Origin of the sequence: Neobacillus niacini, assembly GCF_036961885.1 — a bacterium.
Lineage (GTDB): Bacteria > Bacillota > Bacilli > Bacillales > Cytobacillaceae > Neobacillus > Neobacillus niacini_H.
The window spans coordinates 48412-71465 of record NZ_JBALNQ010000055.1 but is presented as its reverse complement, the minus strand read 5'-3'; the positions used below and the strand labels follow the sequence as shown (position 1 = coordinate 71465).

Here is a 23054-nt window from a genome sequence, read left to right as displayed (position 1 = left end):
ATTGTTTGTATTTTTCAGATGTATTTCATTACAAAATTAATAAGGGGGTAATGCCCTCTCCAATTTGGGGGAATTTCACCAAAATAAACTAATCTCTAATATAGTATGATCAGTTAAATGGGATTTTTATAGAATTGTTCAAAAATATGACTCAATGCCTTACTAGCCTCATTAACAAGGATGTGCCGTATCGGGTGAATTTGTAATAACATTACCTTACATACAAAATTAGTGTATTTTTTGATTGGGACTTTTCGAGCCAGCAAGAAAGTTGGATTGGCTAGAAGAGCAAGGATTGAGAATTATTTACGATTAATTGAATTTGTTTAAATTGGTCTCCCCAAATAAAAAACACCAACTTTGAAATGAAGTTGGTGTTTTTTATTCATTATTTTGATTTATTTTGTAATTCCTTTAATGCATCACTTAGTTGATTGTTTAAAGTTCCCAATGCCTCATTATCAAGAGTCGCTGCTTCTGAACCAGCAATGGTTGGGTCTAAGTATTTTTCAACTTTTTCGTAAAGATCTTTGTCCTCTTTTTTTACTTCATCCTCAAAAGATGACCATTGATTTTCTAATTTTGGGCCAAGATCTTTTACTTTTGCTTGGTCTCCACTGTCAATTGCTTTTGATAATTGTTCAGTTGTTTCCAACATTTCATTTACACCATCAGAAACCTTATTATCAGATGAATTACAACCTGCTAATACTAATGCACTTCCTAAACCAATTGCTAAAACAAGTGATGTAAACTTTTTCATATCCATATACCTACTTTCTAATTTAGTTATTATTTGCTGTAATAATCTTTTTACTTTTGATATCCTTCGATAAAAAGACAATAGCCGCACCGAGAACGAGAATAACTTGTGGAATTGTACTTTCCCATGATGGATAAATTGCAAAAAATTCAATGCTTGGGATACTTTGTGAATTCGTCGTTTGAACTAGTCCTGCCAACTGAAGGCTGTGAATACCCATTCCCGTAAACTTAATACAAAGATAAAATACGATTATACTAGACACCAAAAAGAATGGACGAAGTGGCAATTTTAAACCTACAAATACCATCAGATAGGCTAAAATTCCAAGTATAGCTGCCCCGATTAGAAAACCAATTAATAAGGACTGAATTTTTATTTGGCTAGCCATACCAATATAAAACAATACTGTTTCTGTTCCTTCTCGGAAAACCGCAAGAAAAGAAAGAACCCCTAACGAAACAAGTTTACCTGTTGATAACGCTGTTTGACTTTTTTCACGAATATATCGATTCCAATCAGCAATGGTGGATTGACTATGAAGCCAATAGCTCATATAAAGTAGCATGACTGCTGCAAAAACACCTGTCCATCCAGCGATAAGAGCATTATTATCACCAAATGCTCCAGATGAAATCACAAATTTCACAATGAGGGCAAGAACCACACTAACGCTTAAACCCGTTAATACTCCAGTCCAAATCCAGCCTTTCCCCTTTCCATCTCCTGATTTTTTCACGAAGGACATGAGAGCAATTACTACAAGCAATGCCTCTAATCCTTCACGGATAAGGATCATCGCGGCATCCCAATAAGTATAGCTAGATTTTTCAGCTAAAGGGGTAAGATATTTAATCATTTTATCAATTGTCTTTTCAGCATCTTTATAATTAGGTGGATTAGCTCCTAGCATAGCTTGAATTGTTACTAAGTCTCTTTCAGAATCACTGTAAACTGAGGCAGACTGTGCAACCACAACCCCTTCTACACTTAACCAGCTGCTGCTTACATTTTTAATACCTTCTAGTGCCTCAGATTGATTTTGCTCTTTAGTTTCCCTTTTTGTTTCTTGAAGAAGTAAAATAAAATCATCCAAGGAATTGTCTTCTATCTTAAAACCTGCTTCTTTTGGGTACCCGCCGCTTGCAAATTTTTGATTAACTGCCTTTAACCCATTTAAGGCTTGTAAAACTTGATCCTGTTTATTAATAGTAAAGGCATAGCCAACCTGGCCCATATTTGATTCAATGTCTCGATAGGCCGTAGCTGAATCAGATTTTATTCCTTCTTCAACTTCTCTCCAGGTTTTATTAAACTTCTCATAAGCCTTTTGTGCTTCTTCAAGATCTCCTTTCGAGGTATATTCAATGGCTTGATCAATTGATAACTCTGCCTTCTTTAGATCCTCAATAGAATTCTCAGCGGCAAAAACTGAATTATGTACGCCAAATCCCAAAATTAATAGAAAGATAGATAATTTGAGTAATAGATTTTTGTACATATGGGCCCCCTTGTGATTTAACTAATTGATAACGAATATCAATCTCAACTAGTTTCATTGTAGTTTCATTGTAGTTTCATTGATAATGATTGTCAATTAGTTTTTTCAGTTTCTATCTTATTTACAGGGACCATTCAATTATTAATTGATATCGGGTGTATCTTTAGGAATTTGGGATTCTTATCAACAGAAAAAGCTATCCTGCAACTGCAAGATAGCTCATACATTCTATAAATTATTCCGATGGACCCCTTTTTCAACATATGAAAATAACATGGTCCGTTCTTAAATTATTGTCTACCTTTATTGCATCCTGGACATGACTCTTTTGTACATTGGATGTGTATTTTGTCTATTGTTATAATTTAAGAGAGATAAATAGCCAATCAGTTATGGCTGCAGCCAAGGAAATCTTTCAGAAAAAAAAGAGCTAATCCCGATGTGGAGGCTCTTTTCACTAGTTCTAATCGATAATATTGTCATTCATACTACCCATACAATTTTTATATGCTGTACCTGTTTCTTGATTCTTAATATTATCTACATTTTCTTCAACTTTTAAGGCACATGGATCTTCAGCCTGTTGTGTTTTTAATAATTTCTTTAAAATTTCAAGACCCTCTTTGCGGTCGTAGTATGCACGATAGCTGTTTTCTAAGATTTGGAACAAACAGTCAAATACTCCGAATCGCCCCAAACCATCTTAACAATTTTAAAGGAAAAATAAAAAAACAACACGGTTGATTTGCATAATAATGTTTTGATCCATTTATTTATTACCTGGAGCAGGCCGGTCAACACCCTTTACATGATGCCTGTGTCCATCATCTACCGTTGTATAAAAATCATAATAATGAACATGCATTCCATTTCCTACTGGAATAGCTGGTCCTGAATAAGCCTTATAATGATGGTTATGCCCGTTTTCATAGACAACATATCCCTCAGTATAGTGAATATGGCTACCATCCTGAGTTGGAATCGGAGGAGAAGTAACATCTAAACACTGATGAACATGCCCCGCCTCCACCGATGTATAATCAACTGAACCATGATTATGGTGTGGTACAAATCCGCTAACAAAATCATCTTTGCCTATTTTAGCCATAACCTCTCTCCTTACATAATTTAGCAGTTTGTTATTATAAACGCTGCTCATTCATCTTTTTTGTATTTAATCTTTCTTCTAAAACGTGATCAGCTAATAATGGATTGATCACGGTCCGAACTTGACAAGATTTAATGAGTTCCAGTCCAGTCTGCTTAAAGGCACGAATTTCTTGAGCTGCACTCTCACTATCTTTATTCATTTTTCCGATAATTGGGTAGGTAGGTTGTTTGGTATAGTATTGACTCCACATCTCTAGCTTGGTTCAACAGTGTTTCAAAGTCGTCCCCAAATTTTAAAGCCGCATTAACTAAATTTCGCTCTGACTGGTCAAGCAACGATGCAATAAAACGGGAGTGAGGTGGGACTAGCATCTGATTAAACTGATCCAGGCTAATATGACCAGGCAATTGAGGCTGATTTTACATAGTTTCCCCTCCTTTACTCCAACCTTACTACCAATCATATTTAATAAAAATAAAAATATGTCTCACTGTAATCAGACAGCATAGATTTGTATTTCCTATGTCTTTACCCTACTTCTCCACACTCGTTCTTTCATATGATAAACAAATTGAGAAATGGGGAATGTTAAATGGATTATAGCGACATTAAAAATACCTTTGACTATATTGTTATTGGGACTGGACCAGGTGGTGCAGTTATCGCTAAGACACTTTCTGAAGATAAAAAAACCTCAGTTCTGGTCCTAGAGGCAGGAGAAAACGATGATAAAGATCAACCAATTAGGGATTCTAGATTTGCTCTTGAACTGGAGGAACATTTTTCCCCACAATATTTTTGGCAAGGAGAAGGCATACCTCAAGAAGGGGTTGATGACAGGACCATTGAATGGACAACTGGACGCCTATCTGGCGGGGGGTCTTCCATTTATGGTGAACAGTATGTTAGACCTACTCCAGCAGTCTTAAAGGAATGGGAGAATGTCTATGATGTACATGTCCACGTAGAACCTCATTGAGTATTGTAAGAAGAAAGAGCCTTTCGATTCTATGAAATGCTCTTTCTTTAGGATTTAATGATTAAAGTTTTTAATTATCTTTTCCTGGCTCGTAGTAATAAGGATCATTTTTATGATTTTGTAGCTCATTATCGTCTATAAATAACTTTCCATTTTCTGAATAGGTGGCTAACAAAATATTTTCAACATTATTACCTGTTTTTCCCACCTCATTCATGAGCCAGCTTTGCTCTAATTGTAGATATTTTAAATTATGGTAAATGATTTGACCATCCATTATCAGTGGAATTGGAACATATTCTTTCTGTATCCTTAAATTTAAATCATTGGGCTGAACTGGACGATATTCTGACTTGGGGATAACGCTAATACTCCCCGTTTCCTCCATAGTTGCCATGGCAATATTTTGCGTATCTGTAAATCCTTTAACCCTTAAATGTGACAATAATTCATTCATAGGCATCCGCACTTTTTTAAGCCCTTTTCGGTCAATATCCCCATTGCGAATTAACACTGTAGGTCTTTCATATAGAATCCATCTTAATTTATTATGTAAGGATAAACGAATTAAAATTTTATAAAAAATTACAATTATAACAGCATAAGTTAATGCTTTTCCCATTTTACTATCCTCTACGGGCGTACTGATAATATTGGTTAAGACAAATATATACAATAAATCGAAAGAATGCATTTGGGATACAGCCTTTTTTCCTGTTACTCTTAACAACAAATATCCTGCTGTAAAAACAATAAATGGACGATATAACATTTCCAAATTTGCATCTCCCCCTAATAATACATTGTTACTACTGAACTATTCTGTCTTGACGAAACAAATATGAATTAATAACTTATACAAAAGCTGATTACTAGCTAAGACCTTTTTCATCATTTTCACTTAGTTTCTTGTTATTATCCTGCCCCGTTAGCCTAATAAGAATATGCAATAATTCATAATTAATGCAAGTGGTTATACTCATAATCTTACTGAGGGGCTCTTTTTTTTAAAACCTGATATTTAATGATCTACAGGAATGCTAAACTGCTAGGTACTTGAATTAGAAAAACGTTCCTTCCTTATTGAAGAATCGCAATTGCTGGCTGAATAAGGATATTATTTATTATAGAAACCATTCACCCTGAGCAATTTTTTCTACTTTTCCTCCAACAAATACGGTGATTTCCCCGGTATCTTCACTTGCTTTTAAAAACAATAAGGATGGTCTTTTAATTTCATATCCTTGTTCTACACTAATATTTATTTCACTTTTTCCAAAATATCGATATTTAACCAAGTAAGATGCTAAACATCCATTAGAACTACCAGTAGCTGCATCTTCGGGAATACCATAGTACTCTGCAAAGTCTCGAACATTTAAATCATTTTCCGAATTATATACTTCTGGACAAAAAACCAGAATAGCTTTTGCATCCGTATGTTCAATTAACTTAAAATATTTTTCTCTATTTATGTTTACTTTCTTTACAGCCTCTAACGATTTTAAAGGTACAATAATCACCGAAAGTCCAGTTGAAACCTCTTGGATAGGAAATCTATCATCTATGTATTCTTTATCTATATTTAAAACCTCGAAAACCTTATTTGTATCGAAAATCCGACCAAAAGTAGGTTTGTATTGTTTCATCCATAGTATTTCTTCTTGATTATCAAATGAGACCAGAATCTGTCCACCTTTAAAATTTAATTTAAGCTTATCAGATGGTTCGTTTAATATTTCATTTCGAATAATATATGCAGTCCCTAAAGTTGGATGCCCAGCAAAAGGAACTTCTTCGTTAGGTGTAAAGATACGAACGTCGTAACCGCCAGCTTTTTCTTTGTCAGATAAGATAAAAGTGGTCTCTGAGAAATTAATTTCCTTAGCTATTTGTTGCATCTCATTATCAGAAATGTTTCCTGCATTTTTGAAAACAGCAAGTTGATTTCCCGTATATTTACCTTGTGAAAAAACATCAACAATTGAATAATTAATTTTCCCCATAGTTCTCTCCCTATTTATGTTTATAATATTATATATAACATACCATTTATTTCAATTTAACCTGATAACTTTAGTGGAACAATTGTACATTTCTCTTATTTAATAAACGCACCCGTTTTTAAAAATGGATGATTATTAATATAGCATTCTTAAATGGTCGCTTTCATTCAAAAAGCATCAATCTTAAAGAGTAGGTTATATACAACATTTTATTAATAGTTTAAATATAATCCGCATTTTTTAAGCAAAAAACATTGTTCAATCCGAAAAACTTATTTACTATATATCCAAAGGAAGGCAACTCCCCCTGTGTACTGCACCCCCGAAAGTTAGAGTGAAATCTAATCTTTGGGGGTCACCTCCCTGTGGGCGTTGCCTTTTCATGCTTCTTGTTTGGAACGGGTCATACTTCGACAAAGTTGAAGCAATATTAAATGATAGTTTTGGATTTAAACCATTTGCTCTTTCTGTTGGCGAAGTTTCCGTGTAGCTGCCACCATGTTTTTTAGAGATGCAATGGTTTCATCTTCATGACGTGTTTTTAAACCACAGTCCGGATTCACCCAGAATTGGTCCTTTGGAATAATTTCTAAGCAGTCGTTTACTATTTTTTCAATCTCTTCAACACTTGGTACCCGTGGACTATGAATATCATACACACCCAATCCAATACCTAATCCATATGGATGATGTTTTAATGAGTGAATCAATTCCCCATGACTTCTAGACGTTTCAATTGAAATTACATCTGCGTCAAGAGCACTGATTGGATCAATAAAGTCATTAAACTCGCAATAGCACATGTGTGTATGAATTTGTGTTTCATTCTTCACACTGGAAGTGGCTAGTTTGAATGCATTAACGGCCCATGCTAAATAATCATTCCAGTTTTCTTTCCGTAGTGGCAACCCTTCCCGTAATGCTGGTTCATCCACTTGAATAATCGCAATCCCTGCATCTTCTAGTGCCTGAATCTCCTCCCTAAGTGCTAAGGCAATTTGGTTGGCTACTTGTTCACGAGAAAGATCATCACGAACAAAAGACCAATTTAAAATGGTAACAGGACCTGTCAACATCCCTTTAACATATTTTGACGTTAATTGCTGTGCCTCTTCTACTTCCTTCACTGTCATTGGCGATGTCCACTCGACATCACCATAGATAATTGGCGGTTTTACACAGCGTGAACCGTATGATACAACCCATGCTTTTTCTGTGAAGGCAAAACCTTTCAGTTTTTCGCCAAAGTACTCGACCATATCCGTCCGCTCAAATTCACCATGGACGAACACATCAAGGCCAATCTCTTCTTGAATTTGAATCCAGCGGGCTGTTTCATTTTTTACAAATTCAGCATAGGAAGTGTCCGTAATTTCTTTTTTGCGCCATGCTGACCGTGTTCGTTTTACTTTCTCGGATTGAGGGAAGCTGCCAATCGTGGTTGTTGGATAATCCGGTAATTGCAATGCCTCTCGCTGCAAGGATTGACGTTCTTTATAAGCCATTTGGCGTTTGAAATCCTCTGGCTTCATTCGTGATACAAACTCTTTCACACGGGGATTATTCCTCGCCTGATGTTGTGCTAATGCTTGAATCGCCAGCATACTTTGTGACACACTACTATTTCCTGTCCATTTATAGATAGAAAGATAGGATGTTATATGGGTTAACTCGATAATTTTCTCATCGGCAAAAGACAAAGCATTTAATAACGTGGCCTCTAGCTTCGTTTCAGATTTCGTGGTTACAGGTACGTGCTGTAAACTACACGACGACTGAATCCAGGCTTCTTTTACCCCGCTTAAAGAAATAATCGCTTTTGTATTCATAGCTTTTTCTGCCAAATGAGCCCGCCAAACATCACGTCCATTAACGATACCAATCCCTAATACTTTATCTTTTGGGAAACCGAATTTACGAAGTGAGGACATATTCTCTTCTATACCATGGATAAAATCAAGACCAATCCCTGCAACAGGTAATTGTGATAACTCCTCATATGCCGACAATCCGTCAAAATAGGTTTGTAACATGATTTGAGCTGCAGGTACTTCTTCCGCTATTTGTTTATATATTTGTTGTACTAGTTTTACATCTTCTTTGGCAAGTGACAGGACTAATGCTGGTTCTTCCACTTGAATCCACTGTGCCCCTGCATCGACAAGCTGCTGGAATACTTTTACATAAAGCGGTAAAAGTTTTAAAATAAACGATGCTTTCGATATGGCATCATATCCTTTAGATAATTGAACAAAAGTATATGGACCAATAATGGTAGGCTTAGTAATAATACCTAAATCTTCTTTCGCTTCTGTAAAATAATCTAAAATGTAGTTATGAGTTAATTGTAGTGTTTGTCCCTCATACTCCGGTACGATGTAGTGATAGTTTGTGTTAAACCATTTTGTCATCTCACAGGCCACAACATCGTTTGCCCCTCGTGCCATAGTGTAATACGTTTTTAAGTCTACTTTTTTCCCTGACCATTTATAACGAGCTGGAACTAGACCAAACATTGCCGAAAGGTCAAGCATGCGGTCATAAAAAGTAAAATCACCTACCGTTAGTAAGTCTAAGCCTAATGATTGCTGTCGCTTAAGTTGATTCAAGCGATTCGTTTTCATCTCTAAAATAAATGGATCCTCTGATTTTTCACCCTTCCAAAAGGCTTCTACACAACGTTTCCACTCCCGATTATCACCAATGTATGGATAACCGATTGCTGTACTAACTAAATTCATTTATGACTCCTCCTTTTACATTTACATATTTCCAAATACAAAAAGCCACTTCCACATAAGGAAATGGCTTTACAGTCAAGTTAATAGTAATCGAGAATACAAAAGCATTCCTAATTCATAACTCGTCTGTCGTACAAATGATTGTCACCACCTATTTCCACGTAGGTATCTGGTGTGTACTAGAGATTGGCAGGTCTCCTGGCTTATCATCAATGCTCCTCACCCCTTCCCGTCCATGACAGTGGTATTTTGTGATTTGCTCCGATTTACAGTTGCGGGACAGCGACGGAATTGCACCGTCTTCCCTATTAAGCCAAGCCGTAGCTTGGCACCAACTCTTACACGATATGTAATTTCCAACTACTATAGCATATTAAGAATCCGGAGTACATAATTTTCTGAAAAAAATATTATTGCTCATAAAGGGGGGTTGTCAAAATGAATATTGTATATTATATTTTGTGGTATACCATATTTAGTATTTGAATTTATTTAAAAACACTAAATATAGATAACAACCAATAATGATGGTGTCTTAATAGACTTAATAGGGAATCTGGTGAAAATCCAGAACTGTACCCGCAACTGTATGTGCTGACGAAATAAAGGATATCCACTGTCTTTCGGACGGGAAGGGATTAGAGTAGGGAGAAGCACAAGTCAGGAGACCTGCCATTTTTATCGAGTATGTTCTTCTTCGGGAGTTGGGAAGAAATAACGAGGGTATCCTACTATTACAGTAAAAGTGTACTGTTTATTAGATTATTCTACGTTATCAACCCATCTGTGATGATGGGTTTTTTGTTTTTAAAAATTATTCCACTCTCGAAGTTTTGTAAGTTAATTTACTACATTTAGAGGAGAATGAATGATGGGTATTAAACACCACACAGAAATGGATTCCGTTTTAGCAACAATCAAAGCCGCTTCGGAAAAATATAGCTTGGATACAAAAGAATTATTAGAAAAGATAGATAACCTAGAAGAGTTATCAGCATATGAACAATCCCTTTTTTATGCATTAAATCAAATTTCAATGGCTGACCCTGACTGGACCTTTCTGGCAGCAAATCTATATTTACATAAACTTTATCAGAATGCTTCAAATAGCAGAGGGTATGAGCCTGAAAAAAAATACGGAGATTTTTACACTCTTATTACGGAATTGACTAGCATTGGAATCTATTCTCAGGATTTATTACAAAGTTACACAAAAGATGAGATTGATAGATTAGGAGCGGAAATTGATTCTGAACGGGACCATTTGTTTAATTATATAGGGTTATTTTTATTAGCCGATCGTTATTTGGCTAAAGATTTTGAAGGGAATCTTTACGAGCTGCCTCAAGAACGGTTTCTCATCATTGCTATGACATTAATGAGAAATGAACCTAAGGCTACCAGATTGTGCTTTGTAAAAGAAGCATACTGGGCACTAAGCAACTTGTATATGACGGTTGCCACACCGACTTTGTCAAATGCCGGAAAAAGCTTCGGGCAGCTCTCTTCGTGTTTTATTGATACCGTTGAAGATTCTTTGGATGGTATATATTTGAATAATTGGGATATTGCCAGATTGAGTAAAGACGGTGGCGGGATTGGTATTTATCTAGGAAAAGTACGTGCCTTAGGTTCAGATATTAAGAAATTCAAAGGCAATTCATCGGGTGTTGTACCTTGGATTCGTCTTATTAATGATACGGCTGTGAGTGTAGACCAATTAGGCCAAAGACAAGGGGCTGTAGCCGTTTATTTGGATGTATTTCATAAGGATATTATGGATGGCTTTCTAGATTTAAAAACCAATAACGGAGACGAAAGACGGAAGGCTCATGATATTTTTACGGGAGTTTCAATACCTGACTTGTTTATGAAAAAATTACAAGAAGTAGATGAAAACGGTAGAAGTGTTGGAGAGTGGCATACCTTTTGTCCTCATCAAGTAAAACAAATCATGGGCTGGAAGGATGAACATGGATTATCTCTTGGTCTGGAAGATTTTTATGATGAAGACGAGGAAAAGTTTTTTTCTGTAAAGTATGAAGAAGCGGTCAAACATCCTCTTCTCCCTCGTAAAACCTACCGGGCAATGGATATCTTGGCAAGGATTATGATTTCTCAATTGGAAACAGGGACACCTTATATGTTTTATCGAGATGAAGTAAATCGCCAAAATCCTAATAAACACATTAGAGGAAAAGGACACACGTCCATTTATGGCAGTAATTTGTGTACAGAAATTACTCAAAATATGTCAGCGACGACGATTGTGAAAGAATATCAAGATGAAGATGGAAACATTGTCATTGTCCGTAAACCAGGTGAATTTGTTGTCTGTAATTTATCATCGATTAATCTGCCAAAAGCGGTAAGAGGAAATGTTCTAGAACGATTGATCCCGATTCAATTGAGAATGCTAGACAATGTGATTGATTTGAATACCATTTCCGTTGGACAAGCCGAAGTAACAAATAAGAACTATCGGCCAGTAGGATTAGGTACTTTTGGCTGGCACCATCTGCTTGCTTTAGAGGGGATTTTCTGGGAATCGGACCAAGCTGTTTCATTTGCAGATAGACTATATGAAGATATAGCTTATCTTACGATTAAATCGTCGATGGAATTAGCTAAGGAAAAAGGCAGCTATATGAAGTTTGAAGGTTCAGAGTGGCAAACCGGCAGGTATTTTGAGCGCAAGGGATATAAAACAAACCGATGGAACCAATTAATAGAGGATGTTGCAAAGTATGGGGTCCGAAATGGCTGGATGATGGCGATTGCTCCTAACTCATCCACGGCAAAGATTGGCGGGTCGACAGATGGAATTGATCCTTTGTATGCGGTTGAATACGCAGAGGAGAAGAAAAACTTTAAATTCAAAGTAACGGCACCTGATTTGAATCATGTCACGTACAACTATTACCGCCGGGCAAGACATGAGTTGGATCAAGTGTGGAGTATTAAACAGAATGCGGCTAGGCAAAGGCATATCGACCAGGCTATTAGTTTTAATCTCTATGTCAGACACGACATTAAAGCGAAAGACCTGCTTCAGCTCCATATGGAATCATGGAAAAATGGTTTGAAGACAACCTACTATGTTCGCAGTACTTCTCAAGCCGAAATTGCAGATTGCGCAGCGTGTCATAGCTAATGGCTGAAGGCAGCATTTATTTTAAGGAGGGTTTTATCATGGTACAAACATTAAAAAAGACAAAACTACTTGCTCCTGAGCATCCTAATAAATCAACCGGAATTATAAACGGGCAGTTTTCAGGAATCTTAAATTGGAACGATATTGCCTATCCGCAAATGTATGATTTGTATCAAACGCTTTTATCAAACTTTTGGAAAGCACAGGAAATCAATATGCAGGATGATATTAAACAATGGGATTCATTAAGTCCTAGAGAAAAAGATGTTTTCCTTCGCATTAATACACAACTGGCTTCACTCGATAGCCTGCAGACACCGACAATGAGTCAAGTCATGGATTATGTGACTGATTCCAGCTTTAAAGCGATTTTTGCGGTGATATCACAGCAGGAAGCGGTCCATAATGAATCCTATTCCTATATATTGAGTTCCCTCGTTCCTTTAAGTGAACAAAATATGCGCTTTAATCAGGCAAAGAATGACCCGATTGTTCGAAAAAGAAATCAACTTATATTAGATGCTTATGAAAAGTTTCGATATGACCCCTCTCCTCAGCATTTATTTGAGCTTGGTGTTAATTCAATTAACCTAGAAGGAATCTATTTTTATGCAGGTTTTGCCTTTTTCTATAATTTAGCCCGTCAGCAAAAAATGCTGAAAACAAGTACGATGATCAGCTATATCCAACGGGATGAAATGCAGCATGCTTATTTTATTGCCCAGTTTATTCGTATTTTGTTAACGGAGAATCCAGAACTTCGTACAGATGACAATATTAACTATGTGTATCAAACGATTCACGAGGCTGTCACACTGGAAAAAGAATGGGCTCATTATATTTTGAATGATAGTAATGGGATTGATTTAGTTGAGTTTGGAGGGTATGTCGAATATTTGGCAAACAAGCGTTTAAGACAGCTTGGCTTGAATAATCTTTATGAGGAAAGAACCAATCCAATGCCTTGGATTCAGGTATTTGGTGATGAAATGATGAATGAGACAAAGTCTGATTTCTTTGAGCAAAAATCTAGGACCTATTCGAAAGTCTCAAGTTCAAATGGATTTGATGAATTATAAAATGAAAGTGGCCATTTTATACAGTTCCGTAACTGGAAACACGAAAGAACTAGCAGAGGAACTCTATCAAATCTTGCTAGAGGAATTAGCCCACGTTTCCATTTTTAGAATAGAAAAGTTTCCATTGTCTCATTTATGCAAATATGATGTAGTTATGATTGGAACTTACACTTGGGGAAATGGCGAAATTCCAAAGGAAATGTGGGACCTCTATCAAGCATTTGAATTACTAAATACAAAAGACATTACTACTGCAGTTTTTGGAACAGGAGATAGCTTTTATCCAAAGTTTTGTGGAGCAGTTGATCAATTCCGCGATATGCTTTACGTTCACACGAGCTTAGCTGCGACCTTAAAGGTTGAGCTTCTCCCACAAAAACAGGATTTACAGCGTTGTCGAAAGCTTGTTGAAACGCTACTAAGGCGTGCAAGTATTAGAAATCAATAAAAATTGAAAGCTATAGGTGAAAAAAGTTTAATGTTATTAACTCAATCATAACATTAAACTTTAAACACCTGATGAAATCATACTAAAGAAGATAATTACTCCTCCAATAATAATAAAAATGGTTAGAAATAAATTAATTAAACCCCATAATATTAATTTCTTTGAAATTATTAAGTAAATTGAAAAAAGAAAGCCAATTAATAAAAAAACAAGTGAGAACTGGATTGTGTAGGAACCAAAGAAGCCAGTTGTTAAAAAAAGGATTGCTAAAATCGGAAAAATAAATTGAAGAAAACTGGGTAATGCCTTCATAAAATCAACTTCCTTTACTACAGGATTTAATATTATTTTACTTCAAATTCCCTCATTTTCCCATATGATTTTCATATCCTTTTTTAACATACCTCACCCATTGATGGAACAAGAAAATCTCAAAATGACAGCCTCGTACTTAAACTCTTGCACCCGGCGTTCATTATGAATTACAACAAGTAGGGGCACTAGACAAGGTAAAATTGACAATAGATAACTCTGCTGCTATTCCATACCCCAAACCTTCGTATACCCGAACAGCAGGTAAGTTATCTGCCAATACACCCAGATAGACATCAGGGGAAAGTTTTTTACCTAGGTATGTTAATTCACTTGTCAGGTGCTTAGCTAATCCCCTTCCTCTGCAATCTAACCTGGTTACAATGTTACCAAGCTCTACAAGCTTAGAGTCATAAAAATGATAGCCGCCGACAGAAATGAAATTCTCTCCTTCCTTAACTCCCAGAAAAGGACAATTCTCTAACTCACTCTTAGTAAAGAACCTCATCCCACTATTATGTATAAAATCAATTACTGCAGAAAGTCAATTATTCTGACTTTTTCCGTTATATGTGACCTAATAAGTTTTGATTCATCCTGATGCTTCATTGTGAAAAATTGTTTTGGATTTCCTGTGATGAGACCGTAAAATTTAAAAAGTTCAAGATCCTGTTTATTGAGTATGGTGCCACAAACAGCTTTTTGATCAAGTTTTAGAGTGTCTCTTGTGAATGCAACTAGTTCTTGAAAAAAGATGTTCTTTTCTTCAAGTCGGAAAAAGGAGAAGGCGGGGAAGGAAAGTTCGCTAAAGTAAGCTAAAATGGCAGTAAGATTGGCTTCAACGAACTGGCAAATAAATAGAGCTTTTTCTTTTCGTTGAGTTAAATAACTATAAAAAAGCAAATTTTGGTCTGGATTAATGCGAGGCAATAGTTCAATAATTGTCTCGTGTGTAAGTAATTGATGTGAAATCATTTTTAGTCACCTCTTAATCATATATTTCCATTTTAAAGGAATTGATAGGGGTGGCTTGGAGATATTTCAAATGTTTTGTTACAACTTCTTGGTAAACTAACCTCCCCCTTAGTGAATCCTTCCTGGACTACCGCACCTAAAGTTGAATAAAGTATTAAAGTGGAACATTTTTGAAGTGTTCTACTGTTGGTAATGGGTCATAGAAATGATGTAGTTGTTTTTTCCATTCTTGATACTCTTTCGATTGCCTAAATCCAATTGTATGGTCTTCTAATGTTTCCCACTTCACCAACAATAAATATTTTCCCTTAACTTCTATACATCGTTGTAATTCGTGAGTTATATAACCTTTCATTGATGGTATGATTTTTGATGCTTTTCTAAATGCTTCCTCATATTCCTCTTCCATACCTGGTTTAACTTGTAGCATAACTGTTCTATAATCAACTAATCTCCCCATTTTTAAAAGTATTTTATTTTGCTTGTAAACTCAACTGCCCCAATTACTTCAATAAAGTTCAATAAAAAGAAGCGTTAATCCTTGTTGGATCAACGCTCCTGTTCATGTTTTTTCTCACAGGTAACAATCGTTTAATACAAAATTCATATTAATGACTTCACTTGTTCCAAAATCAAAATCGTTTAACCTATGTGATCTAGGATGCTACTTCGACTGTTGTGATCTCCGTATCTCCATTTGACTCTTTCAAATATTCTAGAACACGCTTGGCCATAAGTTTATAACCACTTGTGTTTGGATGGAATTCATCCTCTGCCAATAAATCGATGGTAGATTGACTAAATAGGTCTATTGTTGGGATATAGTTTGCATTCTCATATTCTTCTGTAAGTTCTTTCCCAGCGTTGTTCCAGCTATCAATGATCATACTTAGTTCTTTAATTTCGCCAAAGTGCCGTTCAAACGGATTATAAAAGCCAATTAAATATATTTGGGTATCTGGATTCAAGTCATTAATTTTATCAAAAATAGCGGTTAATCGCTTAATATATTCCACCCGTTCTTCCTGAAAGGGTTCCATTGTCACGTTCATAAAATTTGATTTTAATACTTTCATAATATCGTTCGCACCAATCGTAATGAGAACTATATCAGCTTCTTTAATGGCAGAGGATATGTCGTCTTTTTCTAGCCGTTTTAGTAATTGATCAGACCGATTGCCTTTTTTACCGAAGTTATCTAGCGTAATATTTAGGTTATGGTCTTTAAAGGTGTTATTAAGGATGCCAACGTAGCCGCCATTCTCCGATTCATCTCCAACCCCTTCGGTTAGCGAGTCACCAACAGACACAATTCGTTGATCTTTTTTAAATAAATCTAATGCACCTTCTACGACTTCCCGAACCTTCGCCTTAATTTCTTCGGTTATGGAATGATCATTCTTTTCAACCAATTCTTTTTGTGCCTCGTCTTCAGCTGCTGTTTTTTCTGCACTAGTGCCTTCTTTATGTTCTACTTGTTCATTCTTAATAGAAGCAGTCGTCTCGACACTTTCTAGACTAGCTTGATTACGGTCTGGCAGAAGTAAATATAAAACCACACCGACACATATGATACCAGTAATAATAAATATCGCTGTCTTTATTCTACGCATAATTCCATCACACCTATTATTATTCTAAAATTTTAAACTATAAACAAAACATCTTAGTTCTATAGTTTATTCATTTTACCATGGCGGCGCACATTCTAATAGACAACAAATTTTAGAAAAAACAAAAAAGTGCCCGTGGCACTTCTTCATTACTTATATAAAATATACTTTGTTAAAATAATTCACCTAAGTTTACATAATATAATTATGTATTGAAATGTCCATTTAAGTAGAGTTTACCAGAGAACCGTCACCGTAGGCTCCTTATTTGATAAATCCGTTCAAGTATTGATAAAGTTCTTCTAGTTCTTTCTCTTTTGCCACAATACAATTTGGATACTGTTTGATTTCAGCTACACTCGTTAGCTTAAAATCATTTGGAGTTGGCAGTCCCGATGCACATATAACCATATAATCTGCAAAATAAATCAAACCTGTAACAGCTGACATTTTAATAGTCATTTGACCCATTGCCCTTCCTGCAAACAAACCTTTCATTGCACTTTTACCACCAGATCTTTCAATAACAATCTGAGTCTCACCAACCATTACGATTGTTCCTGATTTCAAATCAAATGTTTTCAAATATAATCGCCTCCCACTAAACTATAATGGTTAGAATTCCCAGTATCAGTGATAATTATCATTCACACAAAAAATGCCACTAATCGGTTATTCCAATGAGATTGTTTCATTTTCTGGTATGATAGAAAAAACACAATCAATGAAAGAAGGAACGAAAATCTATGAAAAAATCTTGCAGTGAATCTAGAACGATTCAAACTGACGGTGTTCTGCCGAATGATACAAATCCTCATCTTACTCTTTTTGGAGGCGCCTTAATGAGCCGGATTGACAGAGTTGCTGGCATAGCGGCAATCAAACACTGTAGAAAACCTACAGTAACAGCGAGCACTGATTCGGTCGATTTTTTGCATCCCATCACTCTTAAAGATGCAGTTACATTAGAAGCGTTTGTAACTTGGACCGGAACTTCCTCAATGGAGGTATTTGTAAAAGTGACTGCAGACAATTTATTTACAGGGGAAAGCCGTGTCGCAGCAACATCATTTTTAACCTTTGTTTCGTTAGATGAAGACGGACGTCCAACTCCTGTTCCCTCTGTTTATCCAGAATCGGAGGAAGAACACTATTTGTTTGATACTGGAGAAACACGGGCTATTGCTCGGAAGCTCAGAAGAGAGCAAAGCAAGCATCTCGCACATACATTTGGCCAGAAATAAAAGAAGGGACCTAGGGGACGTTTCTCTGTTTGTTAATGTCCCCTCTAGTCAGGTCCACTCATCCCATCGAGTAATACAAATAGGAAACTTATTTAATTTTTATCCGTATTACCTTTCATGGAAGTTCACAAATGATGATAACGGAGTGGAAATTTTGACAAATGTAGAATCAACTGAATTTTTAAAGGAAGAATTGAAGAAGATTGAAGCTTGGGAGAATGAGCAAAAGGATTTATGGTTTTGGGAGAAAATTGGCCGATTGCCTTTCCTCCTGCTTGATAAAATAACGCCAAAATTCATTCAAGAGAAAATCGGGATGGCGATTGATGAATTAGGAAATTATATTCAAACAGGTGGGCAATATTTAGTAAACGAGGAAACTATTCTAAAAAAATTTACTCCTGAAGGATCAGAATGGAAACCTGACGAAATTCGTGCTCACCTCCGTGATATCGTTCCAATACGTAAAATGGACGAAGCTGCAAATGAAATAGGAAACTCAAGAACAAAAATGGCCGCCATTCAAGGTGCCACAACAGGGATCGGCGGAATTTTCACACTGGCTGTAGATATCCCTGTTCTTTTAGGATTATCCCTTAAAGTTTTACAGGAAATTGCCTTATGTTATGGGTATGACCCAGAGGAAAAATCAGAAAGAATTTTCATCGTAAAATGTCTGCAATTTACCTCATCTGATATTGTCGGGAAAAAGGCGATTTTAGAGGACCTTGCTTCCTACAATCAAGGCAATCAGAACAATCAGATCGTTTCACAGCTTCAAGGCTGGCGTGAAGTGGTAACAACCTACAGGGATTCGTTTGGGTGGAAAAAACTTTTTCAAATGGTCCCGATTGCCGGCATCATTTTTGGTGCATTGATTAATCGCTCATCGATGAGTGATGTAGCCGATGCAGGAAAAATGTTATATCGAAAACGAAGAATCCTTGAGCGACTCAAGGAACTGGAATCCGTTCAGGAATAAACAAAGAGCCAGGAACCTCCCAAAAAAATTGGATGGTGCCTGGCATTTTTTCTAACTTTTAGCGACCATCTCTATCAATGGTTCACTCGTTTTAATGAGTCTTTCAATCGATTCTTTTATTTTTTCAACAAGATGCCCCTGCTCCTGCCCCGGTGTCAGCTCGATCAAGCCCACCTTATAATCAGGATAATCATAGCTCCTAGCCTGACCATACCGGTTAGGATAGATGGCCCAGACCTCTTGGACGGGGCTGATTCTGCTGATAATGGGATTCTCCCCTCCGCCAAATAGATAAGGAGAATGAATATGATCGCTATAGCTGACCAGCTGCCTCATGACTTCGTTTTGCTTATTCACAAGGATTAAGCTTTCATTCCAAATGGCACTTCTTGGCCGGTATTTAAAATCAAAAATAATGGTTCCGATGAATATTTCATCCTTGTAGACATCAAGCCTGCCATCTGGACAGGTATGAGTTCCCCTTGTATAAAGAGGATTTTTCATAGTAGTCTGCTTGCTCTGTGTCGGTAGCTTTGCTTCATTTACTAAATGAACCCTAAGATTGTCCTTATTGAACACAATTTCTGTGTTTGCTGGCAGGTCAGGAGTTTTTATTTCGGCATCTTGGCTATAGATCCAGCCGCTTTCTGGTACAAAGGATAATTCTTCCCCCATCAAGCACTTAATAAATTGAATATAACCCCATATCTCATAAAGCTTGTCTGATCGTTTCCATTGATATGAGTATGTTTGATGGTTTTGTAAGTGGAACTGCTCCTTGTTGAGTTCTCGGTAAAGCTGGTAGAGAGCTCTGTATCTAGGGTCACTGTTCATCACATGCGGAATACTTGTAGTTTGGTAGACTCCGACACGGCTATACCATGGAGCGGTTTTGATCCATTGAATTGCTCCCCGCATTTTACCGGCTACCATGCTTAGTTTTTCAAGCTCCTTTAAGGTTTTTTCCTTTTCTAAACCACTCGGATTATCCCAACTTTTTTCCAAATCATCTACACGAACAATAAAATCGGTCAGCGTTTTTGAAATCGATTCTATGATTTTCTTTGCCAAGCGGTTTTCAGGCAGGTCATACGTCACTGCACTAATCGGTGCCTTAAACGTATGATTATTCTCTGGATGCTTGGCAGCATGTCTAATGGTTTTCTCATCAATTATTCTCGACTTCTCTTTTGAGACAAATGTATATTCTTTAGTAATTTGCGCGTTTGCCTTTCGATATAAATCACTAATGGCCGCCATTACGGTTGAAAAATGGTTGTTAATCACGTAAAACTGTTCCAAGAGCCCTTGTGAAATTCCTTCCATCCTGGTATTCAGCCCTGTTTTTTTCAAAAGTAAGTCCTTAGCAAGACCCTTTAATTCCCTCTCTACCTCTTGCTTCATCGTTTCCCATTGTGCCACTTCCAGCTGCTTGGGCAGTACCTTTATCAAGCTATAATAGCGCTGTCCATTTATGACAACCATAATACGATATAAATCGGGAATAAGTGGATAGTATTTCTCACTGTGATCAAACAAGGTAATCGGTTCTTCTGCTGGTGATAAATATACTTCACCTTCAACAGGGTCAACAAGCAGCCTCGGCTCTGGCAGGGTTTCGAGACCGTCCATAAAGAACTGGGCATCTGCCCGCGATGAGCGAAAGCAGATCGTTACCCCAAGATTCTCTTTAATTTCCGCAGTCAGATCCTCCTTGTTTTCATAAAAATCCTTTTCATCCGTAACATATCGCTCCACTTTGATCTGTTTTTCTATTTCCCCGAGTTTCTGTGTAAAGATGACTTCAAATCCATTAGAGGGTATAGCCATTTAACTTCAACTCTTTCGCCTTTTGAATCAAGACATTCCTTGTTTCATAAAACTCCGAAACCTCAGCGTATCGATCAAGAATTTCGCCTAATTTACTGTTCTCAATGTTCTCTGTCTTTCGATCAAAGGATCCAATAAACGGTTTCAGTTGGTCTTCTGGCCCTCTTACTTTGGTCAGGATGCGCTGAACGATTTGGATATCAAACGCTTCTTCTCTTGTCAGAAGGCTGTTTTTGGGCAGGTTTTTCAAATACATATCGATTTGGCGAACAATTCTTGGACCGGCTCCTAGGTTTTTATTCACCTTTTGCAGTTCTGTATGGATTTCCCAAAGCAATGCCAACTCACTGTCCTTCATTTGAATAGCTTGGTTCTTTGTTCGAATGCTATCCAACACTTCCATGCTAATTTTTACATTTGTCATTTTTTTGGAACCTACTGTTTGAGACAATTTTTTTAGATTCTCAAATGGCTGCACAGTTGGCGTAAGGACGTTGGCACGGTCAAGGACCTTGTCCGAGAAATGGAATGTAGATTCATCTACGTTCACGGTTCCAACAAAAATGACATTATCCCCGATTGGAATGATAGGTGGATAGATGTCTGAATTTTTCAAGCTGGGTTTTAATTCTTCATTGTATAATCGCAATACCTTATTTGGCCCTGTTTCCAACTCTAAAATAGATAGGAATTGTGAAAAATAATGTTCCACTCTGGCCAAATTCATTTCATCAAAACATATAATATGCAGCTTGTTTTTGTTTTCCTTTGCACTAAGGAGCGCATTGATCACCCCTGAATCACCAGGACGATACACATGGTTCAGTGTATCTGGATAGCCGATGACATCGGCATCATCTGTCCAAGCCGGCCTTACAGGAATGTATGTCATTTGGTATTTATCAGTTAGACCAAGTGAGTCCCCATAGACTTGTACCAGTTTCGACTTTCCAATTCCGCTCATCCCAGCCAAAATCACTAGATTTGAAGACTTCATCGCTGTGTGAAAATTATAAAGATCCTTTTCAGCATATAGTAGACCGTGTTCCGTTGTACGTTGGACAAAATCAGCTAGCAATTGTTCTTCAATGCTTTCATTCCCTATTGGTACTATTTCTGCCGGAACAGATAAGCCAGCTGCTATTTGTTCTTCTGCTTCCAGCAATAATTTAAACGTGTTATGGTCGTTGGTTTCTGGAAATTTGGTTGGTTCCGGTTCCTTTTCTTTCTCATTTTTTAGTTTTGTCATATCTGTATTCAGCTTGAGAACTAGCGCATTCAGCCTTGCAATTTCTGAATTCTTGGTTTTTACTGCTTCCATTTGGTTTTGAAGCCTTTTCTGCAAATTCTCCTTATCGGTCATAAGGGTTGCTATCTTATTATTTATCGAAGTCTGGTCCCCTTTTTGGCCTTGAATGATTTTTTCCAGATTCTTCTTTTCCAATTTCCATTGCTTACGCTCACTTTTTAATGTGGTTTGGATATGTGTTTCCAACGCCTTTAATTCTTCGTTTTTCTGTTCAAATTTCTTAAGCCTTTTATCTTGCCGCTCGATGATTTTTTGTGCATCCTTTACCTCTTTTTTCAGCTGCTTTAAAGTATCCTTTTCGTCCATTTCTTCGGATTCAGGATTATTCCCTTTTTCATCGGCTGTTTTTTCAAGTAAATCAAGTCTGTCATCCTCTTTCAAGGTTGTAAAAATTTTCTCTGCAATCAATTGATCTTCCTCATCCTCACTGGACATTAATATTCCTAGTAACATGGATGGGTGTATTTCCTCTTCCGCCATATGGAATAATTCTTCAAAACTTTTACCCCTGATTTCATCAACTCGTGTTTCTTCTTCTGCGATTGTGTCGTAAAAAAGGACCAGGTTGTGGATGTTTTTTTGATGCAAAACCTCTTGAATAATCCTTTGTCTGAGGATTTTAAATTTCTTATGTTGATGATTAATTTGACGGAATCCCGGAATTTTTATCCCGAAATTAAAAGCCATATTGGCAATTCCTTCATCTGTAAATGTTTCCAGAATCCATTTCCATATTTCCTTATCCATGCTGCAAGCCTCCATATTTCACTCAATTTATATGTAAAAAAGGCACCTTACTTTTGAAAAATGGTGCCTTTTACGTTCCTATTCCGATGATACCCAGGCACTTTGTAGCATGCCTAGGCAATAAAACAACTAGATCTTAATTACTATTTTACTATAAATATATAAAGGTTTTTGTCGATATTTGTCTAAAAACCATTGCTTTTTGTCGTAATTCAAAAAATAACTTCAAAATGGATAGATTGGCAGCATGATCTCATGGA

At 36.7% G+C, this 23054-nt stretch carries 20 protein-coding genes, 2 pseudogenes and 2 riboswitches; of the genes and pseudogenes, 6 read left to right on the top strand and 16 right to left on the bottom strand.

All coding sequences use genetic code 11. The features are described from left to right. Nucleotides 1-388 precede the first annotated feature (388 nt). The 5 genes and pseudogenes from V7124_RS20715 to V7124_RS20695 form a co-directional block, all read right to left on the bottom strand. The gene (locus V7124_RS20715; RefSeq protein ID WP_335492997.1) at nt 389-763 is read right to left on the bottom strand and encodes a hypothetical protein; all 375 of its coding nucleotides are present in this window, start codon (nt 761-763) and stop codon (nt 389-391) included. A gap of 22 nt (nt 764-785) precedes the next feature. Continuing rightward, on the bottom strand, nt 786-2264 hold the full coding sequence (locus V7124_RS20710; protein ID WP_335492995.1) for an FTR1 family iron permease: 1479 nt from the start codon (nt 2262-2264) through the stop codon (nt 786-788). A 463-nt stretch (nt 2265-2727) separates the two neighbouring features. After that, nucleotides 2728-2934 carry a hypothetical protein gene (locus V7124_RS20705; RefSeq protein ID WP_335492993.1) on the bottom strand — a complete coding sequence of 69 codons (207 nt, stop codon included), beginning with the start codon at nt 2932-2934 and terminating at the stop codon, nt 2728-2730. Nucleotides 2935-3033: 99 nt separating this feature from the next. Further along, nucleotides 3034-3372 carry a YmaF family protein gene (locus V7124_RS20700; protein WP_335492991.1) on the bottom strand — a complete coding sequence of 113 codons (339 nt, stop codon included), beginning with the start codon at nt 3370-3372 and terminating at the stop codon, nt 3034-3036. A 34-nt stretch (nt 3373-3406) separates the two neighbouring features. Then, nucleotides 3407-3734 (bottom strand): annotated as a pseudogene (locus tag V7124_RS20695) (DUF2935 domain-containing protein); the annotation flags it as partial. 233 nt (nt 3735-3967) lie between these two features. On the opposite strand from V7124_RS20695, the pseudogene V7124_RS20690 reads away from it, so the two are divergent. Continuing rightward, nucleotides 3968-4321, top strand: a pseudogene (locus V7124_RS20690) (GMC family oxidoreductase N-terminal domain-containing protein); the annotation flags it as partial. Nucleotides 4322-4424: 103 nt separating this feature from the next. On the opposite strand, the gene V7124_RS20685 reads toward V7124_RS20690, so the two are convergent. The 3 genes from V7124_RS20685 to metE form a co-directional block, all read right to left on the bottom strand. Beyond that, nucleotides 4425-5126 (bottom strand): DUF421 domain-containing protein, encoded by a 702-nt coding sequence (locus tag V7124_RS20685; protein ID WP_335493031.1) that lies wholly within the window; start codon nt 5124-5126, stop codon nt 4425-4427. Nucleotides 5127-5478: 352 nt separating this feature from the next. Then, the gene (locus V7124_RS20680) at nt 5479-6360 is read right to left on the bottom strand and encodes a PhzF family phenazine biosynthesis protein (RefSeq protein ID WP_335492989.1); all 882 of its coding nucleotides are present in this window, start codon (nt 6358-6360) and stop codon (nt 5479-5481) included. A 449-nt stretch (nt 6361-6809) separates the two neighbouring features. Then, nucleotides 6810-9101, bottom strand: a complete 2292-nt coding sequence (gene metE, locus V7124_RS20675; protein ID WP_335492986.1) for a 5-methyltetrahydropteroyltriglutamate--homocysteine S-methyltransferase — start codon at nt 9099-9101, stop codon at nt 6810-6812. 171 nt (nt 9102-9272) lie between these two features. After that, nucleotides 9273-9452: riboswitch (cobalamin riboswitch) on the bottom strand. 160 nt (nt 9453-9612) lie between these two features. After that, nucleotides 9613-9792, top strand: a riboswitch (cobalamin riboswitch). 180 nt (nt 9793-9972) lie between these two features. Between metE and V7124_RS20670 the strand changes: the two genes are divergently transcribed. The 3 genes from V7124_RS20670 to V7124_RS20660 are packed head-to-tail and all read left to right on the top strand — an operon-like array spanning nt 9973 to nt 13782. Then, nucleotides 9973-12255, top strand: a complete 2283-nt coding sequence (locus tag V7124_RS20670; RefSeq protein WP_335492984.1) for a ribonucleoside-diphosphate reductase subunit alpha — start codon at nt 9973-9975, stop codon at nt 12253-12255. A 38-nt stretch (nt 12256-12293) separates the two neighbouring features. Next, nucleotides 12294-13334, top strand: coding sequence for a ribonucleotide-diphosphate reductase subunit beta (locus tag V7124_RS20665; RefSeq protein WP_335492981.1), 1041 nt, complete (start codon nt 12294-12296; stop codon nt 13332-13334). Next, the gene (locus V7124_RS20660; protein ID WP_335492978.1) at nt 13324-13782 is read left to right on the top strand and encodes a flavodoxin domain-containing protein; all 459 of its coding nucleotides are present in this window, start codon (nt 13324-13326) and stop codon (nt 13780-13782) included. Before V7124_RS20665 ends, V7124_RS20660 begins: the two co-directional genes overlap by 11 nt. A gap of 60 nt (nt 13783-13842) precedes the next feature. On the opposite strand, the gene V7124_RS20655 is transcribed toward V7124_RS20660, so the two are convergent. From V7124_RS20655 to V7124_RS20630, 6 genes are all read right to left on the bottom strand, one after another. Continuing rightward, a complete protein-coding gene (locus V7124_RS20655; protein WP_335411534.1) occupies nt 13843-14094 on the bottom strand; it encodes a hypothetical protein in 252 nt (83 codons plus the stop codon). Nucleotides 14095-14257: 163 nt separating this feature from the next. Further along, entirely contained in the window at nt 14258-14602 is a 345-nt protein-coding gene (locus V7124_RS20650) for a GNAT family N-acetyltransferase (RefSeq protein ID WP_335492976.1), read from the bottom strand. A gap of 23 nt (nt 14603-14625) precedes the next feature. Next, entirely contained in the window at nt 14626-15069 is a 444-nt protein-coding gene (locus V7124_RS20645) for a hypothetical protein (protein WP_335492974.1), read from the bottom strand. 154 nt (nt 15070-15223) lie between these two features. Continuing rightward, nucleotides 15224-15529 (bottom strand): antibiotic biosynthesis monooxygenase family protein, encoded by a 306-nt coding sequence (locus V7124_RS20640; RefSeq protein WP_335492972.1) that lies wholly within the window; start codon nt 15527-15529, stop codon nt 15224-15226. A 196-nt stretch (nt 15530-15725) separates the two neighbouring features. Further along, entirely contained in the window at nt 15726-16682 is a 957-nt protein-coding gene (locus V7124_RS20635) for an SGNH/GDSL hydrolase family protein (protein WP_335492970.1), read from the bottom strand. A gap of 264 nt (nt 16683-16946) precedes the next feature. Next, on the bottom strand, nt 16947-17267 hold the full coding sequence (locus tag V7124_RS20630) for a hypothetical protein (RefSeq protein ID WP_335492968.1): 321 nt from the start codon (nt 17265-17267) through the stop codon (nt 16947-16949). 161 nt (nt 17268-17428) lie between these two features. Between V7124_RS20630 and V7124_RS20625 the strand changes: the two genes are divergently transcribed. After that, nucleotides 17429-17926 carry an acyl-CoA thioesterase gene (locus V7124_RS20625; protein ID WP_335492966.1) on the top strand — a complete coding sequence of 166 codons (498 nt, stop codon included), beginning with the start codon at nt 17429-17431 and terminating at the stop codon, nt 17924-17926. Between the two features lie 151 nt (nt 17927-18077). Continuing rightward, nucleotides 18078-18908: an EcsC family protein gene (locus V7124_RS20620; RefSeq protein WP_420490576.1), complete on the top strand. Its 831-nt coding sequence runs from the start codon at nt 18078-18080 to the stop codon at nt 18906-18908. A 51-nt stretch (nt 18909-18959) separates the two neighbouring features. Here the strand turns inward: V7124_RS20620 and V7124_RS20615 are convergent, their stop codons facing one another. Continuing rightward, complete coding sequence (locus tag V7124_RS20615; RefSeq protein ID WP_335492961.1) at nt 18960-20738, bottom strand: DUF2357 domain-containing protein; 1779 nt, start codon at nt 20736-20738, stop codon at nt 18960-18962. Continuing rightward, entirely contained in the window at nt 20722-22794 is a 2073-nt protein-coding gene (locus V7124_RS20610; RefSeq protein WP_335492959.1) for an McrB family protein, read from the bottom strand. Before V7124_RS20610 ends, V7124_RS20615 begins: the two co-directional genes overlap by 17 nt. Between the last annotated feature and the right edge of the window lie 260 nt (nt 22795-23054).

What these genes read in the sequence shown, in the direction of transcription:
- V7124_RS20715 (WP_335492997.1), bottom strand. Translation starts at nt 763, where the DNA reads ATGAAAAAGTTTACATCACTTGTTTTAGCAATTGGTTTAGGAAGTGCA.
- V7124_RS20710 (WP_335492995.1), bottom strand. Translation starts at nt 2,264, where the DNA reads ATGTACAAAAATCTATTACTCAAATTATCTATCTTTCTATTAATTTTG.
- V7124_RS20700 (WP_335492991.1), bottom strand. Translation starts at nt 3,372, where the DNA reads ATGGCTAAAATAGGCAAAGATGATTTTGTTAGCGGATTTGTACCACAC.
- V7124_RS20685 (WP_335493031.1), bottom strand. Translation starts at nt 5,126, where the DNA reads ATGTTATATCGTCCATTTATTGTTTTTACAGCAGGATATTTGTTGTTA.
- V7124_RS20680 (WP_335492989.1), bottom strand. Translation starts at nt 6,360, where the DNA reads ATGGGGAAAATTAATTATTCAATTGTTGATGTTTTTTCACAAGGTAAA.
- metE (WP_335492986.1), bottom strand. Translation starts at nt 9,101, where the DNA reads ATGAATTTAGTTAGTACAGCAATCGGTTATCCATACATTGGTGATAAT.
- V7124_RS20670 (WP_335492984.1), top strand. Translation starts at nt 9,973, where the DNA reads ATGGGTATTAAACACCACACAGAAATGGATTCCGTTTTAGCAACAATC.
- V7124_RS20665 (WP_335492981.1), top strand. Translation starts at nt 12,294, where the DNA reads ATGGTACAAACATTAAAAAAGACAAAACTACTTGCTCCTGAGCATCCT.
- V7124_RS20660 (WP_335492978.1), top strand. Translation starts at nt 13,324, where the DNA reads ATGAATTATAAAATGAAAGTGGCCATTTTATACAGTTCCGTAACTGGA.
- V7124_RS20655 (WP_335411534.1), bottom strand. Translation starts at nt 14,094, where the DNA reads ATGAAGGCATTACCCAGTTTTCTTCAATTTATTTTTCCGATTTTAGCA.
- V7124_RS20650 (WP_335492976.1), bottom strand. Translation starts at nt 14,602, where the DNA reads ATGAGGTTCTTTACTAAGAGTGAGTTAGAGAATTGTCCTTTTCTGGGA.
- V7124_RS20645 (WP_335492974.1), bottom strand. Translation starts at nt 15,069, where the DNA reads ATGATTTCACATCAATTACTTACACACGAGACAATTATTGAACTATTG.
- V7124_RS20640 (WP_335492972.1), bottom strand. Translation starts at nt 15,529, where the DNA reads ATGGGGAGATTAGTTGATTATAGAACAGTTATGCTACAAGTTAAACCA.
- V7124_RS20635 (WP_335492970.1), bottom strand. Translation starts at nt 16,682, where the DNA reads ATGCGTAGAATAAAGACAGCGATATTTATTATTACTGGTATCATATGT.
- V7124_RS20625 (WP_335492966.1), top strand. Translation starts at nt 17,429, where the DNA reads ATGAAAAAATCTTGCAGTGAATCTAGAACGATTCAAACTGACGGTGTT.
- V7124_RS20615 (WP_335492961.1), bottom strand. Translation starts at nt 20,738, where the DNA reads ATGGCTATACCCTCTAATGGATTTGAAGTCATCTTTACACAGAAACTC.
- V7124_RS20610 (WP_335492959.1), bottom strand. Translation starts at nt 22,794, where the DNA reads ATGGATAAGGAAATATGGAAATGGATTCTGGAAACATTTACAGATGAA.